Here is a 15,667-nt window from a genome sequence, read left to right as displayed (position 1 = left end):
GACGTGGACCCCGACATCGGGTGGCCGACCAACAGCAGGAGCGGACCATGAACGTTGCGACCCCGGCAGGCGGCGACAGCGTGGCGGCCCGTGGCTGGCCGGGCGTCCTCGACGCGCTGCTGACCGGCCAGGACCTCACCGCCGACGACAGCGCCTGGGCCATGGACCGGATCATGCGCGGTGAGGCCACCGACGCGCAGATCGCCGGTTTCGCGGTCGCCCTGCGCGCCAAGGGCGAGACCGTGGCGGAGATCAACGGTCTCGTCCGGGCGATGTACGACCACGCCAACCTGATCGAGGTCCCGGGCCGGACGGTGGACATCGTCGGCACCGGAGGCGACGGAGCCAAGACCGTCAACATCTCGACGATGTCCGCGGTCGTCGTGGCCGGAACCGGCGCCAAGGTCGTCAAGCACGGCAACCGGGCCGCGTCCTCGGCGTCCGGCTCCTCCGACGTCCTGGAGAAGCTCGGCGTCAACCTGGACCTGACCCCGGAAGGGGTGGTCCGGGTGGCCGAGCGGGCGGGCATCACCTTCTGCTTCGCGGTGCGCTTCCACCCCTCGCTGCGGCACGTGGCCGCCGCCCGCAAGGAGCTGGGCATCCGCACGACGTTCAACTTCCTCGGCCCGCTGACCAACCCGGCGAAGGTGCGGGCCCAGGCCACCGGCGTCGCCGACGCCCGGATGGCCCCCATCGTGGCCGGCGTCCTCGCCGAACGCGGCTCCTCGGCGCTCGTCTTCCGCGGTGACGACGGCCTCGACGAGCTGACCACGACCGCCACCTCCCGGGTGTGGTGGGTCCGCGAGGGCACGGTCACCGAGCTGCCCTTCGACCCGCGCGACGTCGGCATCGAGCTCGTGGACGTCTCGCGGCTGCGCGGCGAGGACGCCTCCTACAACGCGGACGTCGCGCGCCGGGTGTTCGCCGGCGAGACCGGCCCCGTACGGGACGCCGTCCTCTTGAACTCGGCTGCGGCGCTCGTGGCCCTGGACCCCGGTACGGGCTCGCTGGAGGAGCAGATCGCGGCGGGCATCGCCCGAGCGGCCGAGGCCATCGACTCGGGCGCGGCCCGTGCGGCCCTGGAGCGCTGGGTGGCGGCCAGCAACGCCTGACCGCGCGCGGCGCGGGCCGTCCGCCGCGCGGACGTGGTCCGCGGTGAGAACGGCGTGAAAGCGGTGTGAACGAACAGACCCCGGTCCGCATGGCGGACCGGGGTCTTGTCTTCGGAGGATCTTGTGGCAAGATGCTCACAGGTCACGAGTGACAGCGTTTAGGCCCCGGCTTGCTGTCCGGCAACCCTCCTTCCGTGGCGGGGTGCCCCGGGTGATGACCAGGTCGTAGGCAGCAAGGCCCACGGCAAGCGCGGATCCCTCGACACCAGGGGTCCTGGTCTCTCGAGGAGCTTTTCCGTGAGCAAGCGAATGCGATAGGGCGAATCCGCCCCTTCTTCACCCCTCGGACCCGGGTCGCCTCCGCGCACCCGCCTTCCTCCTCCGAGGCCTTTCCCGTACCCCCGACGGCCGCGCCGCCGTATCCGCGTACGGGCACACCGAAGCCATTCAGCCCTGCCTGCCGGGAGATACCGCCATGTCCGCATCCCTGAACGCCGCCTCCTCCGCCACCGTCGCCGCCACGTCCGCCGCCGCGTGCGCCGCTTCCGCGGAGCCCGCCTGTGACGGGCCGCTCCCGGTCCTCGGCCGCGACGTCACCGTCCCCCTCGTGACCGGCGGCGAGGTCACCTACGCGGCCCTGGACTACGCGGCCAGCGCCCCCGCCCTCCAGCGGGTCTGGGACGACGTCGCCGCGTACGCCCCGTACTACGGCAGCGTCCACCGCGGCGCCGGGTACCTCTCGCAGCTGTCCACCGACCTCTTCGAGCAGAGCCGGGTCACGGTCGCCGAGTTCCTCGACTGCCGTCCCACCGACCAGGTGGTCTTCACCCGGTCCACCACCGACTCCCTGAACCTGCTCGCCGCCGTGCTCCCGGCCGACTGCCAGGTCTTCGTCTTCGAGACCGAGCACCACGCCTCGCTCCTGCCGTGGACGAAGGCCAAGGTCACCTACCTCAACGCGCCGCGCACCCCGGGCGAGGCCGTCGCCACCCTGGAGCGGGCGCTGGCCGACCGCGAGCCCTACGGCCCGGCCCTGGTCTGCGTCACCGGCGCCTCCAACGTCACCGGCGAGCTGTGGCCGGTCAAGGAGCTGGCCGCGGCCGCGCACGCGCACGGCGCGCGGATCGTGCTGGACGCCGCCCAGCTGGCGCCCCACCACCCCGTCTCGGTGCGGGAGCTGGACGTGGACTGGGTCGCCTTCTCCGGGCACAAGCTCTACGCGCCCTTCGGCTCGGGCGTCCTCGCCGGCCGCGCCGACTGGCTCCAGGAGGCGGAGCCCTACCTCGCCGGCGGCGGCGCCTCCCGCAAGGTCGCCCGTCGGGAGGACGGCGGCGTCGACGTCGAGTGGCACACCACGGCCGCCCGCCACGAGGCGGGTTCCCCGAACGTGATCGGCGTCTACTCGATCGCCTCCGCCTGCAAGGCCCTGAACGAGGCGGGGTTCGACTCCCTCGTCGCCCGCGAGCGCCGGCTCATCGCGAAGGTCCGCGAGGGCCTGGCCGAGGTCCCGGCGGTCCGCGTCCTGTCCCTGTTCGGTGACGACGCGCCGCGCGTCGGCGTCATCTCGTTCGTCGTGGACGGCTGGAACAGCTCCCACTTCGCGGCCGCGCTGTCCGCCGAGTACGGCATCGGCGTCCGCGACGGCCTCTTCTGCGCCCACCCGCTGGTGCGCACCCTGCTCGGCAGCGAGCCGCAGGAGCCGGGCGAGTGCGGGGCGCCCGAGGCGGCGCCCGGCGAGCGCTCCCTGAACGCGATCCGCGTCAGCTTCGGGGCGGGCACCCCCGACGAGCACGTCGAGCGCTTCGTCGGGGCCGTCAAGGAGCTGGTCGCGGACGGCGCCAAGTGGCGGTACCGCACGGAAGAGGGCCGCTGCGTCCCGGCCGTCTGAGGCGCGGCGCGGGCGGCGGTACCGGGAGCCGGTGGGCCCGGCCGGGGGGAGACCACCCGGCCGGGCCCACCGGCTCCCGTGCCTGCCGGGCGCGGCGCGGGACGGGAGCGGCGCGGGACGTGCGCGGCGCGGTCCTCAGGCGTCCAGGCCGATGGCGAAGGCCGCTTCGAGGTCGTGCTGCGAGTAGGTGCGGAACGCGACGTGCGTGTCCGTGGCCTCCACGCCGGGGATCTTGCTGATGCGGCCCGGGATGATGTCCGCCAGGTTCTCGTGGCGGGCCACGCGGACCAGGGCGATCAGGTCGTACGTACCGGTGACGGAGTAGACCTCGCTGACGCTGTCCAGCGCGGCGATGGACTCGGCGATCTCGGGGATGCGGTCCACGCTGGTCTTGATGAGCACGATCGCGGTGATCACGGCTGGCTGTCTCCCTCGACTGCGGTCACTGGTCGTCCCACTCTAGTCGTACGCCGATAACGCACCCACGCGTACAGGAAGCCCACCGAGAAGCCCACGACGTGCGCGAGGTAGGCCACTCCGGGGCCGCTCTCCGCCCGGTGCGCCGCCAGCCACTGGAGCCCGAACCAGAACAACAGCACGATCCACGCCGGGAAGCGCAGCGGCAGGAACAGCAGGAACGGGAACAGGCTCGTCACCCGCGCCTTGGGGAAGAGGCACAGGAAGGCGCCCAGGACCGCCGAGATCGCGCCGGAGGCCCCGACCAGCGTCTGGTCCGAGGAGGCGTTGGCCGCCGCGTACGCCGCGAGGGCCAGGTAGCCCGTGGTGACGTAGAAGACCAGGAAGGGGACCCGGCCCATCCGTTGCTCCGTCATCGCGCCGAAGACGTGGAGGAACAGCATGTTCCCCAGCAGGTGGAGCCAACTGCCGTGGACGAAGAGGGCCGTGAGCGGGGTCAGCAGCGGTCGTCCGGCACCCGAGAACAGCTCGTCGGGGACCACGCCCCAGTGCCGGAAGTACGCGGTGCCGTTCGCGAGCAGCCGCTCGCCCGTGCCGTAGGTCGGATTCAGGCCCGAGGCCGGGCCGAGGAGGAACGCCGCGCAGCAGCCGGCGATCAGCGCGTACGTGACCACGGGGCCGCGTGCGGCGTCGGCTACGCTCCGCCACTTTACGATCATGAGACAGAGCATGACGCAGGTGGACCCACCTGACGGCGGTGCCAGGCCGTAGGGTTACGTGCTGCGGTCCGCCGACCGCCGCGGAAGGCTTTGATTGAATGAGCTACGAAGGAGAGAGCGGCCTGATGACGGTTCCCCTGCCGACCGACACCACCCGGTGGCGCTGCACCCTGTGCGGCAACCTCACGCGGTTCGACGTCACCCGATCGTCGAAGGTCGTGGAGTACGTCCACCTGGACCTCGCCGGGGAGCCCAAGGTCGAGGAGCGCGAGGTGGTCAGTGAGACCATCGAGTCGGTGCGCTGTCGCTGGTGCAACGCGGTGGACCAGATCGAGCTCGTGGACAGGCCGGGCGCCGACTCCTGACGGAGCGGGGCCCACAGTAGATCACGGTAGGGGTGACGGATTGTGGAGCCAGCAAGCGGCGCCGGGTCGGCCGACGCGGCCGGCGACGCCGCGGAGGTCCTCGACCGTCCGCTGCCGGAAGGCGTGCGGCGCCGGGTCGTCGCGCTCGTCTCGGACGCCTTCGGCGGACTGACGGTCGCGGACCTCCCGGCGCAGCTGCGCCAGTACGCCCGTTTCACCCCGAGCCGGCGCGCCAAGTTCGCGGGCAACGCGATGGCCGCCGCCGTGGAGAGCGACGCCGTCTTCCGCGGCCGGATCGCGGAGAAGGTGCGCGAGGCGCAGCCGGAGCTGGCCGGGGCGCTGGACGCGGGCGCGCCGCCCGCGGCCGCCGATCCGCTGGACGTGGCGGCCGCCGCGTACGTGCTGCGCCCGGCGGGCTGGGTCAAGTTGGTCGCCGCCGCGGGGGAGGAGGCGCAGCGCGCCGACGCCGAGCGGGTCGGGGACGAGACCCGGCGGGAGCTGGAACGGCTGCGCGAGGAGCTGGCCCACGTACGGGAGAGCCACCGCGCCGGCGGGGACCAGGTACGGGCCGAGCTGGAGGCCGCGCGCAAGGAAGCGGAATCGCTTCAGCGCAAGCTGCGCAGCGCCCTGAGCGACGTCAAGCGGGGCGAGGCGGCCCTGCGCAAGGTGGGCGCCGAGATCGACGGGATCCGTTCGGAGGCGGCGGCCCAGGTGGCGGCGGCCGAGAGCGAGAGCCGTCGGCTCAAGTCCCGCCTGGCGGAGGTGGAGTCGGCGCTGGAGACCTCGCGGCGGGCCACCCGCGAGGGGCGCAGCATCGAGGACATGCGGCTGCGGCTGCTGCTGGACACCGTGTTGGACGCGGCGGCCGGGCTGCGGCGCGAGCTGGCGCTGCCGCCGGTCTCGACGCGCCCCGCGGACACCGTCGAGGCGGTGGAGCCGGGTCGGATGACGCCGAAGGACATCGCGGCGCGGGCCCTTTCGGAGACCGATCCGGCCCTGCTGGACCAGTTGTTGGCGCTGCCGCAGGCGCACCTGGTGGTCGACGGCTACAACGTGACGAAGACCGGCTATCCGACGATGCCGCTGGAGAAGCAGCGACTGCGGCTGCTCGGCGGGCTGTCGATGCTGGCCGCGCAGACGGGCGCCGAGATGACCTGCGTCTTCGACGGGGCGGAGCTGGCGGCGCCGGTGCTGCTCGCGCCGCCGCGCGGGGTGCGGGTGCTGTTCTCCAAGGCCGGTGTGACGGCGGACGAGTTGATCCGTCAGCTGGTGCGCGCGGAGCCGCCGGGCCGGCCGGTGGTGGTGGTCTCCACCGACCGCGAGGTCGCCGACGGGGTGGCGAAGGCGGGGGCCCGGCCCGTGACGTCGGCGCTGCTGCTGAAGAGGCTCGCCCGGGTGTCCTGACTCCGGCCGTCGCGCGGGCCGCGTCCGTCGCGGGCGTTCCGGGTGGATCGGCCCCTTCGGGGGCGGGCGCGGGGGACGCGCCGTGAGCCCGTCGGCACGTGGCGTGCGCGGCGGTTGACGAAGCCGGCGGCCAAGCGGAATTTTGCGTCCGACCCTTTGAAGTGATCAAGGACTGGTCACTAAGGTGCGCCCAAACCTTCGTGCGATGGGTCACCCGTTCGGGGTGTCGGGCGGGGGTGTGCCCGCCGGACGCGCCCCGCGCCCGGCGGCCGGAGGGTGAAGGAGTCCGCCCCCGTGGCGTCCCACCGTCGAACCAAGCCGCCCGCCCGCGCGCGCGTGAGCGTGCTCACCGCCACCGCGGCGGCGGCCGTCGCCCTCTCCTCCCAGTCGGCCGTGGCCGCCCCCGACCGGCCGACCAAGGACGAGGTCAAGGCGCAGGTCGACGCCCTCTACGAGGAAGCGGAACGGGCCGGCGAACAGTCCAACGGGGCCCGCGAACGCCAGGAGAAGCTGGAGCGGGAGATCGAGCGGCTCCAGGACCGGGTCGCCCGCGACCAGGGCGAGCTGAACGACCTGCGCAACGCGCTCGGTTCGCTGGCCACCGCCCAGTACCGCGGCGGCGGGCTCGACCCGGCCGTGGCCCTGCTCCTGTCCGCAGACCCGGGCGGCTACCTCGACAAGGCCTCCACCCTCCAGCGGTTGAGCGGCAGGCAGGTCGAGGCGGTCGCGCGGATCCAGGCGAAACAACGCGCCCTCGCGCAGCAGCGCCAGGAGGCCGCCGGCAAGCTCGCCGACCTCGACGCGACCCGCGAGGAACTCGCCGCGAAGAAGAAGACCGCCCAGGACAGGCTGAACCGGGCGCAGACCCTCCTCAACACGCTGACCGCGCGTGAACGCGCCCAGTTGAAGGAGGACGAGGCGAAGGAGGGCCGCGGCGCCGCCCCCGCCGCGCCGGTCGGCGCCTCGGGCCGCGCCGGGGCGGCGCTGGCCGCCGCGAAGACCAAGCTGGGCAGCGCGTACATCATGGGCGCCACCGGCCCCGGCGCCTACGACTGCTCCGGACTCACGCAGTGGGCGTACGGCCAGGCGGGCGTCGCCATCTCCCGCACCACCTACACCCAGGCCAACGACGGCACCCGCATCGGCCGCGACCAACTGCGCCCCGGCGACCTGGTCTTCTTCTACGACGACCTGCACCACGTCGGCCTGTACGCGGGGAACAACACCACCCTGCACGCCTCCAACCCGCGCGGCGGCGTCAAGTACGAGTCCCTGGACAACATGCCGTTCCGGTTCGGCGTCCGCATCTGAGGCCCGCCCCGTCCGGCGTCCCGGCGGGCGCCCCCCCGTCCGGCGCTCCGGCGGGACGCGCCGCACACCGCCCATCCGGGCGAATTGCGGGGAGCCGACCTGACCGCGCGCCCCGCCGGTGACCTGCGAACGCGGCGGGGCGCCCCCGTACGGGCCCGTCGGAGGTCGTTGGTCGGCGCGTGGTCGCGCGGCTACTGTCTGCCAGCGCGGAACCCCGGCCCACGGCCGTCCACGGGGGGCGGACCCGGGGCCGCGCAGCGGAAGGGAGCGGTTCCACGTGGCGTCCCATCGCCGGACCGGGCTCAGCGGCCCCGACCGGAACACCAAGGTCACCGTCTTCACCGCCGCCGCGGCGGGCGCCGCCGTGGCCCTCGCGGGCGCACCGGCCGGAGCGGCCCCCACGCTCCCGCCGGAACCCCAGGGTTCCCGCGCCCAGGTCGACCGCCTCTTCGAGGAGGCCGAGAAGGCCACCGAGGCCTTCAACGAGGCGGGCGAGAAGGCCGACCGGCTCCGGGCCGAGATCGGCCGGGCCCAGGACGCGGTGGCCCGCGGCCAGGACCGCATCAACACCATGCGCGGGGTCCTGGGCACCTTCGCCGGAGCCCAGTACCGTTCCGGCGGCATCGACCCCACCGTCGAGCTGATGCTCTCCGACGACCCCCGCGACTACCTCGACAAGGCCGCCGTGCTCAACCGGCTCAGCGGTCGCCGGGCCCAGCAGCTCGGCGAACTCCGCGAGGAGCAGCGGCGGATCGGCCAGCAGCGCGAGGAGGCCGGCCGCAAGCTCGCCGCGCTCGACGTCCTGCGCTCCGACGTGGCCCGCCACAAGCGGTCCGTCACCGCGAAGCTCGCCGCCGCCCGCAGGCTCCTCGACGCCATGCCCTCCGGGGAACGCGCCGACTTCGAGCGGGCCTCCCGGTCGGCGGGCCGCGCCGACGGCCTGCCGGAACCGGCCCCGGCGTACGGCGGCGGCCGGGCCTCCGGGCGGGCCATGACCGCCGTGATGGCGGCCCGCGCGGCCGTCGGCCGGCCGTACGTGTGGGGCTCGACCGGCCCCTCCGGCTTCGACTGCTCGGGGCTGATGGTGTGGTCGTACCGCCAGGCGGGCGTCTCGCTGCCGCGCACCTCCCAGGCCCAGCGCCACGCCGGGCGGCAGGTGCCGCTCTCGCAGGCCCAGCCCGGGGACCTGGTCACGTACCGCTCGGACGCCAGCCACGTGGGCATGTACGTGGGCAACGGCCAGGTGGTGCACGCCCCCTACCCGGGGGCCCGGGTCCGCTACGACCCCGTCGGGATGATGCCGGTGTCCTCGGTGACCCGGCCCTGAGCGCGGGGATGCGTACGATCGGCTGATGATCCCGGTCCCGCGCGCCGTACGACCCCGCGTGCCCGCGCCGCGGCGGCGGCGCGCGCTCCGGCCGCGCGTCCGCTCCCGGCGGGCGCTCCCGGCGCGGGTGTTCCCGGCGCGGGTGTTCCTGGCGGGCCTGCTCCTCGCCGCCGCCGGATGCCAGGCCCCGGCCGGTCCCGACGCCGACGCCGACGCGCGACCGGTCCGCGAGGCCGTCGCCGCCTGGTCGGCCGAGCCCTCCGGGAAGCCGGCCGGGATCCCCCTGGAGGACTGGTCCTACGAGGTCACCTCCGTGCCCCCGCACCCCGGCGCGCAACTGCGCGTCCCCGCCCTGCTGCGCTACCGGCTGGCCGGCCACGACACGGCGCCCGTCGAGGCGCGCCGCGAGGTCGAGGTCGCGCGCACCGAGGCCGGGGGCGCCTACCGGGTGCTCGGCGACCGACCCGCGCCCGGCGCGCCGCCCCAGCTGTGGGACCAGGGGCCGGTGGAGGTGGTCCGGGGCGCGCACGCCCTGGTCCTGGCCTCGGGCCGGCCGCCGGGCGAGGCGGCCGCCCTGGCCGAGGGGGCGGACCGGGCGGTGCCCGCCGTCGGGGCCGCCTGGCCGGGGGAGTGGGCGCGCCGTGTGGTGGTGCTGGCGCCCGCCTCGCTGGACGCGATGGCCGCGCTGCTGGGCCGCCCGGCCGCCGAGTACCGGGGCCTGGGCGCCGTCACCACCGGCCGGGTGGGCACGGGACCCGCCCCCGCCGACCGGGTGGTGATCAACCCGGAGGGGTGGGCGCAGCTCGGGGAGGAGGGGCGGCGGGTGGTGCTGACCCACGAGGTCACCCACGTCGCCACCCGCGCCGCCACCACCGCCCGCACCCCGCAGTGGCTGTCGGAGGGGTTCGCGGACTGGGCGGCGTACCGGGGCGGCTCCCTCGCCCCGGACCGCGTCGCGCCCACGCTGGCCCGCGCCGTACGCGAGGGCCGGATCCCCGCCACGCTCCCGGCGGACGCCGACTTCGCCTTCGGCGGGGACCCGCAGGCCGCGGCGCGCGCCTACGAGGGCGCCTGGCTCGCCTGCCGGCTCGTCGCCGACCGGTGGGGCGAGGACAAGCTCGTACGCCTCTACGCGCAGGCCGGCCGCGAGGCGCTGCCCGTGGCCCTGGAGCGGGTCCTCGGCATCGACCCGGACGGGTTGGACCGGGCCTGGCGGGAGGCCCTGCGCGAGGAACTGCGCTGAGGTCGTCCGGTACGTTGGCGGGGATGCACAAGACGCTGATCGTGACGAACGACTTCCCGCCGCGCCCGGGCGGCATCCAGGCCTTCCTGCACAACATGGCGCTGCGGCTCGACCCCGAGCGGGTCGTCGTCTACGCCTCCACCTGGAAGCACGGCGCCGAGGGGCGCGCCGCCACCGCCGCCTTCGACGCCGAGCAGCCCTTCACCGTGGTGCGCGACCGCACGACGATGCTGCTGCCGACCCCCCGCGTGACCCGCCGGGCGGTGTCCCTGCTGCGCGAACACGGCTGCGAGTCGGTGTGGTTCGGGGCGGCGGCCCCGCTCGGCCTGATGGGCCCCGCGCTGCGCCGGGCCGGCGCCCGGCGGCTGGTCGCCACCACCCACGGCCACGAGGCGGGCTGGGCTCAGCTGCCGGCCGCGCGACAGTTGCTGCGCAGGATCGGCGAGGGCACCGACACCCTGACCTACCTCGGGGAGTACACGCGCTCGCGGATCGCCTCGGCGCTCACCCCGGGGGCGGCGGCCCGGATGACGCAACTGCCGCCGGGCGTCGACGAGAAGACCTTCCACCCCGACTCCGGCGGGGCGCTGGTCCGGGCCCGGCTCGGGCTCACCGACCGGCCCGTGGTCGTGTGCGTCTCGCGCCTGGTCCCGCGCAAGGGGCAGGACACCCTGATCGCGGCCATGCCGAGGATCCTGGCCGCCGTACCGGACGCCATCCTGCTGATCGTGGGCGGGGGCCCCTACGAGAAGGACCTGAGGGCGCTCGCCGAATCCACCGGGGTCGCGCGGAACGTGGTCTTCACCGGGGCGGTCCCCTGGGAGGAACTGCCCGCCCACTACGGCGCCGGCGACGTCTTCGCCATGCCCTGCCGGACCCGGCGCGGCGGCCTGGACGTCGAGGGGCTCGGGATCGTCTACCTGGAGGCCTCGGCGACGGGCCTGCCGGTGGTCGCCGGGGACTCCGGCGGCGCCCCGGACGCGGTGCTCGACGGGGAGACCGGCTGGGTGGTCCGCGGCGGAGAGCCGGACGAGGCCGCCGACCGGATCGTCGCCCTGCTGCGGGACCCGGAACTGCGGGCCCGCATGGGAGCCCGGGGCCGCGCCTGGGTCGAGGAGAAGTGGCGCTGGGACCTCCTGGCGCAGCGGCTGCGGGAGCTGCTCTAGCCCGCGCGCCCGAGGGCCGCACCGGGCCGGCGGCGCCCGGTGCGCGGGCCATGCGCCACCCACGACTGTGCCCGCGATGAATGGCGTCACCGTCTCTGGCCGGTTGGCGCGAAGGCGCCCATCATGCCGCCATGACACCCAAACTGACACGCCGTCACTTCCTCGGCGTCACCGCGCTCCAGACCGCCGCGGCGCTCGGTTTCACCCGAATCGGGTTGTCCTCGGCGCAGGCCGCCGAACCCCCCGCCGCACGGTACGCCCCGGCGATCGTCGTCGGCTCCGGCTACGGGTCGGCCGTGGCCGCGCTGCGCCTCGGGCAGGCGGGGGTGCGCACCGTCGTCCTGGAGATGGGCCGGCTGTGGGACACGCCGGCGGGCGACGGCAAGGTCTTCCCCTCCACCTCCGCGCCCGATCAGCGCTCCATGTGGTTCCGCACCCGCACCGAGGCCCCGCTCGCCCAGTTCCTCTGGCTCGACGTGGTCAACCGCGACATCAACCCCTACCCCGGTGTCCTGGACCGGGTCGACCACGGGGACATGTCCGTGTACGTGGGCCGGGGCGTCGGCGGCGGCTCCCTGGTCAACGGCGGCATGGCCCCGACCCCGCGCCGCTCGTACTTCGCCGAGGTGCTGCCCCGCGTCGACGCCGAGGAGATGTACGGCACCTGGTTCCCGCGGGCCCGCGCCATGCTCGGCGTCAACGACATCGACCCGGCCTGGTTCGAGTCCACGGAGTGGTACCGCTTCGCCCGGATCTCCCGCCGGCACGCCCACAACACCGGCCTGCGGACCGCCTTCGTGCCCAACGTCTACGACTTCGACTACATGAAGCGCGAGGCCGCCGGCGCCGTCCCGCGGTCCGCGCTCGCCGGCGAGGTCATCTACGGCAACAACCACGGCAAGAGGAGCCTCGACAAGACCTACCTCGCCGCCGCCCTCGGCACCGGGAACGTCACCATCGAGACCATGCAGCGGGTGGTCGGCGTACGCCCCGACCCGGCGGGCGGCTACGTGGTCACGGTCCGCACCAGCGACCTGACCGGCAAGGTCACCCAGGTCAGGGAACTGGGCTGTCGGCAGCTCTTCCTGGGCGCGGGCAGCCTCGGCACCTCGGAGATCCTGCTGCGCGCCCGCGAGACCGGCACCCTGCCGGAGCTGAGCGAGCAGGTCGGCCGGGGCTGGGGCCCCAACGGCAACGTCATGACCGCCCGCGCCAACCACCTCTGGGACACCGTGGGCGCGCACCAGGCCACCATGCCGGCGCTCGGCATCGACGACTGGGACAACGCCGCCAACCCGGTGTTCGCCGAGATCGCCCCGTTGCCGATGGGCTTCGAGCACTGGATCTCGCTGTACCTGGCGATCACCAGGAACCCGGAGCGCGGCCACTTCACCTACGACGCCGCCACCGACTCCGCCCGCCTGCGCTGGACCCGAGGTCAGAACGCCCCGGCCGTGCAGGCGGCCAGGAACCTCTTCGACCGGATCAACCGGCGCAACGTCACGATCTACCGCTACGACCTGTTCGGCGGCAACCGGCCCTTCGCCGACGACTTCACCTACCACCCGCTGGGCGGCTGCGTCCTCGGAGAGGCCACCGACCTCTACGGCCGGGCCAAGGGCTACGAGGGGCTGTACGTGGTCGACGGCTCCCTGGTGCCCGGCTCGCTCGGCGTGAACCCGTTCGTGACGATCACGGCCCTCGCCGAACGGAACATGGCGCGGATCCTCGCCGAGGACCCGCGCTGACGTCCCGCCCGGACGGCTCCCGCCCGGACGGCTCCCGCCGTGCGGCCTAGCCCCGGTACAGGGCCTCGATCTCGTCCGCGAAGTCCTTCGCCACCACGTTCCGCTTGAGCTTCAGCGAGGGCGTGATGTGCCCGGACTCCTCCGTGAACTGGGAGGCCAGAATGCGGAACTTCCGCACCGATTCCGCCTTCGAGACCGCCGCGTTGCCGTCGTCGACGGCCTTCTGGACGGCGGCGATCAGATCCGCGTCCTCGCGCAGCTCCGCCGCCGTCACCCCGGCCGGCTTGCCGTTGTCCGCGGCCCACCGGCCGAGGAACTCCTCGTCGATGGTGACCAGCGCCGCCACGAACGGGCGCCCGTCGCCGACCACCATGCACTCGCCGACCAGCGCGTGGGCGCGGATGCGGTCCTCGATCACCGCCGGGGCGACGTTCTTGCCGCCCGCCGTGACGATCAGTTCCTTCTTGCGGCCGGTGATCGCGAGGAAGCCGTCCTCGTCGAGGGTGCCGACGTCGCCGGTGTGGAACCAGCCGTCGGTCAGCGCCTCGGCCGTGGCCGACTCGTTCTTCCAGTACTCCTTGAAGATGTGCTCGCCGTGCAGCAGCACCTCGCCGTCGTCGGCGATGCGCACCACGGAGCCGGGCAGCGGCTGGCCGACCGTGCCGATCTTCTGCTTGTCCCACGGGTTGAAGGCCGTGGCCGCGCAGGACTCGGTGAGGCCGTAGCCCTCCAGCACCGTGAAGCCGATGCCGCGGAAGAAGTGGCCGAGCCGCTCGCCGAGCGGGGCGCCGCCGGAGATGGCGTACTCGCCGCGTCCGCCGAGGACCGCGTGCAGCTTCTTGTAGACGAGCCTGGAGAACAGCTTGTGCTTCAGTCGCAGCCCGAAGGAGGGGCCGCCGGGGGCGTCGAGCGCCCGGCTGTACGCGATGGCCGTCTCGGCCGCCGCGTCGAAGATCCTGCCCTTGCCGTCGGCCTGGGCCTTGGCGCGCGCCGAGTTGTAGACCTTCTCGAAGACGCGCGGCACGCCGAGGATCAGCGTGGGCCGGAAGGACTGGAGCTCGTCGGTGAGGTTCTTGATGTCCGGTACGCAGCCCAACCGGATCGGCGCCAGTACCGCCGCCACCTCCACCAGACGGCCGAAGACGTGCGCGGCCGGGAGGAACAGCAGGACGGAGCACTCGCCGGTGCGGAACAGGGGGCTGAGGCGCTCCACGACGTTGCCGCACTCGGCGAAGAAGTTGCGGTGGGTCAGCACGCAGCCCTTGGGGCGGCCGGTGGTGCCCGAGGTGTAGACGATGGTGGCCGGGTCGTCGGCGCCCGCGAGGGCGCTGCGCGCGTCCACCTCCTCGTCGGAGACGGAGGCGCCGGCGGCCTGGAGGGTGCCCACCGCGTCCCGGTCGATCTCCCAGACCTCGCGCAGCTCCGGCAGGCGGTCGCGCAGGGTGGCCACGGCCTCGGCGTGCGCGGGGCTCTCCACGACGACCGCGACGGCTCCGGAGTCGCCGAGGATCCACTGGATCTGCTCGGGGGAGCTGGTCTCGTAGACGGGGACGGTGACCGCGCCCGCGCTCCAGATCGCGAAGTCGAACAGCACCCACTCGTAGCGGGTGCGGGAGATCAGGGCGACCCGGTCGCCCGGCCGGACGCCGGAGGCGATCAGGCCCTTGGCGGTGGCGCGCACCTCGGCGAGGAACTGCGTCGCCGTCACGTCCTGCCACCGGCCGTCGACCTTGCGGGCGATGACGGCGGTGTCGGGATGCTGGGCGGCGTTGCGGCGGATGAGATCCGTCAGGTTCCCGTCCGAAGGGACCTCGTACAGGGCCGGAAGGCTGAACTCGCGCAAGACTGAAGCTCCTCTGGGCGCCATCGCCACCGTGTGGACCGACCGGACGTTACCCACCGGTAGTGGGTTCCGGATAGAGGGAACCGGCCAGATGTTCCGTGCGTCACATTCTGTACATCGTCAGACATTGTCAGGCTGCCCCGGAACCCGGAACGAACGTGCCGACAGTAGTCGACCCGCCGCGCGACTCGGAAGTAACCGCAGGTCCGGCCACCTCTGAGCGGTGCGCGCGGCTCGCCCCGCGACCACTCCACCGGTCCTCTACCCGTCCTGGCCGTACCCCCCTAGGGTTGCGGACATGGGTGCCAGCAGGATGCGTACGAGGATCCACGTCGTCAGCGACGTACACGGCAACACCGAGGCGCTCGCCCGCGCCGGGGACGGCGCCGACGCGCTGATCTGCCTCGGTGACCTGGTGCTCTTCCTCGACTACGCCGACCACTCGCGCGGCATCTTCCCCGACCTCTTCGGCGTCGAGAACGCCGACCGGATCGTCGAACTGCGCACCGCCCGACGCTTCGGGGAAGCACGCGAATTCGGCCGCCGCCTGTGGGACGGACTGGACAGGGAGCGGCTGATCGAGGAAGCCGTACGCCGCCAGTACGCGCAGATGTTCGCGGCCTTCCCCACTCCCACGTACGCCACCTACGGCAACGTCGACGTGCCGACCCTCTGGCAGGAGTACGCCGCACCGGGCACCACCGTCCTCGACGGGCAGCGCGTGGAGATCGGCGGCCGGGTCTTCGGCTTCGTCGGCGGCGGCCTGCCCTCGCCCATGCGCACCCCCTACGAGGTGGACGAGGAGGAGTACGCCGCCAAGGTGGAGGCCCTCGGCGAGGTCGACGTCCTGTGCTCCCACATCCCGCCCGAGGTCCCCGAGCTCTGCTACGACACGGTCGCGCGCCGCTTCGAGCGCGGCAGCGAGGCCCTGCTCGCGGCCATCCGCCGCACCCGGCCGCGCTACGCCCTGTTCGGCCACGTCCACCAGCCCCTCGCCCGACGGGTCAGGATCGGCGGCACGGAGTGCGTGAACGTCGGCCACTTCGCCTCGACGGGACGCCCCTGGGCGCTGGAGTGGTGAACGGGGCGGCGCGCCCGCGGGGGCGCCGCCGGCCGCCCCGGCG

Annotated in this window: 13 protein-coding genes and 1 riboswitch; of the genes, 10 read left to right on the top strand and 3 right to left on the bottom strand. The window is 74.0% G+C overall.

Features of this window, described 5'->3' with window-relative positions:
* The first annotated feature begins 47 nt into the window (after positions 1-47).
* Both trpD and ACZ6ZI_RS01380 read left to right on the top strand, forming a co-directional pair.
* Entirely contained in the window at positions 48-1,112 is a 1,065-nt protein-coding gene (trpD, locus tag ACZ6ZI_RS01385; protein WP_469514294.1) for an anthranilate phosphoribosyltransferase, read from the top strand.
* 140 nt (positions 1,113-1,252) lie between these two features.
* Positions 1,253-1,369, top strand: a riboswitch (SAM riboswitch).
* 218 nt (positions 1,370-1,587) lie between these two features.
* Positions 1,588-3,000, top strand: a complete 1,413-nt coding sequence (locus tag ACZ6ZI_RS01380; RefSeq protein ID WP_469514292.1) for an aminotransferase class V-fold PLP-dependent enzyme — start codon at positions 1,588-1,590, stop codon at positions 2,998-3,000.
* A gap of 135 nt (positions 3,001-3,135) precedes the next feature.
* Here ACZ6ZI_RS01380 and ACZ6ZI_RS01375 read toward each other — a convergent pair whose 3' ends face one another.
* Both ACZ6ZI_RS01375 and ACZ6ZI_RS01370 read right to left on the bottom strand, forming a co-directional pair.
* A complete protein-coding gene (locus tag ACZ6ZI_RS01375; RefSeq protein WP_008738815.1) occupies positions 3,136-3,417 on the bottom strand; it encodes an Lrp/AsnC family transcriptional regulator in 282 nt (93 codons plus the stop codon).
* Positions 3,414-4,136: a rhomboid family intramembrane serine protease gene (locus tag ACZ6ZI_RS01370; protein WP_469514289.1), complete on the bottom strand. Its 723-nt coding sequence runs from the start codon at positions 4,134-4,136 to the stop codon at positions 3,414-3,416. Before ACZ6ZI_RS01370 ends, ACZ6ZI_RS01375 begins: the two co-directional genes overlap by 4 nt.
* Positions 4,137-4,261: 125 nt before the next feature.
* Between ACZ6ZI_RS01370 and ACZ6ZI_RS01365 the strand changes: the two genes are divergently transcribed.
* From ACZ6ZI_RS01365 to ACZ6ZI_RS01335, 7 genes are all read left to right on the top strand, one after another.
* Entirely contained in the window at positions 4,262-4,501 is a 240-nt protein-coding gene (locus ACZ6ZI_RS01365; RefSeq protein ID WP_249771655.1) for a hypothetical protein, read from the top strand.
* Positions 4,502-4,540: 39 nt separating this feature from the next.
* Positions 4,541-5,905, top strand: coding sequence for an NYN domain-containing protein (locus ACZ6ZI_RS01360; RefSeq protein ID WP_363057044.1), 1,365 nt, complete (start codon positions 4,541-4,543; stop codon positions 5,903-5,905).
* A gap of 294 nt (positions 5,906-6,199) precedes the next feature.
* Positions 6,200-7,216 (top strand): C40 family peptidase, encoded by a 1,017-nt coding sequence (locus ACZ6ZI_RS01355; RefSeq protein WP_469514286.1) that lies wholly within the window; start codon positions 6,200-6,202, stop codon positions 7,214-7,216.
* A gap of 277 nt (positions 7,217-7,493) precedes the next feature.
* The gene (locus ACZ6ZI_RS01350; protein WP_469514283.1) at positions 7,494-8,543 is read left to right on the top strand and encodes a C40 family peptidase; all 1,050 of its coding nucleotides are present in this window, start codon (positions 7,494-7,496) and stop codon (positions 8,541-8,543) included.
* Between the two features lie 25 nt (positions 8,544-8,568).
* Complete coding sequence (locus ACZ6ZI_RS01345; RefSeq protein WP_469514280.1) at positions 8,569-9,786, top strand: hypothetical protein; 1,218 nt, start codon at positions 8,569-8,571, stop codon at positions 9,784-9,786.
* Between the two features lie 23 nt (positions 9,787-9,809).
* Positions 9,810-10,952 carry a glycosyltransferase family 4 protein gene (locus tag ACZ6ZI_RS01340; protein WP_469514277.1) on the top strand — a complete coding sequence of 381 codons (1,143 nt, stop codon included), beginning with the start codon at positions 9,810-9,812 and terminating at the stop codon, positions 10,950-10,952.
* 131 nt (positions 10,953-11,083) lie between these two features.
* Positions 11,084-12,700: a GMC oxidoreductase gene (locus ACZ6ZI_RS01335; protein WP_469514274.1), complete on the top strand. Its 1,617-nt coding sequence runs from the start codon at positions 11,084-11,086 to the stop codon at positions 12,698-12,700.
* 46 nt (positions 12,701-12,746) lie between these two features.
* On the opposite strand, the gene ACZ6ZI_RS01330 is transcribed toward ACZ6ZI_RS01335, so the two are convergent.
* Positions 12,747-14,543: an AMP-dependent synthetase/ligase gene (locus ACZ6ZI_RS01330; protein ID WP_469514271.1), complete on the bottom strand. Its 1,797-nt coding sequence runs from the start codon at positions 14,541-14,543 to the stop codon at positions 12,747-12,749.
* 298 nt (positions 14,544-14,841) lie between these two features.
* Here ACZ6ZI_RS01330 and ACZ6ZI_RS01325 point away from each other — a divergent pair, with 298 nt between their 5' ends.
* Positions 14,842-15,624, top strand: a complete 783-nt coding sequence (locus ACZ6ZI_RS01325; RefSeq protein WP_469514268.1) for a metallophosphoesterase family protein — start codon at positions 14,842-14,844, stop codon at positions 15,622-15,624.
* Positions 15,625-15,667: the final 43 nt, after the last annotated feature.

The organism is Streptomyces sp. NPDC103540 (assembly GCF_055584445.1).
This window is presented reverse-complemented; position numbering and strand designations above follow the sequence as displayed.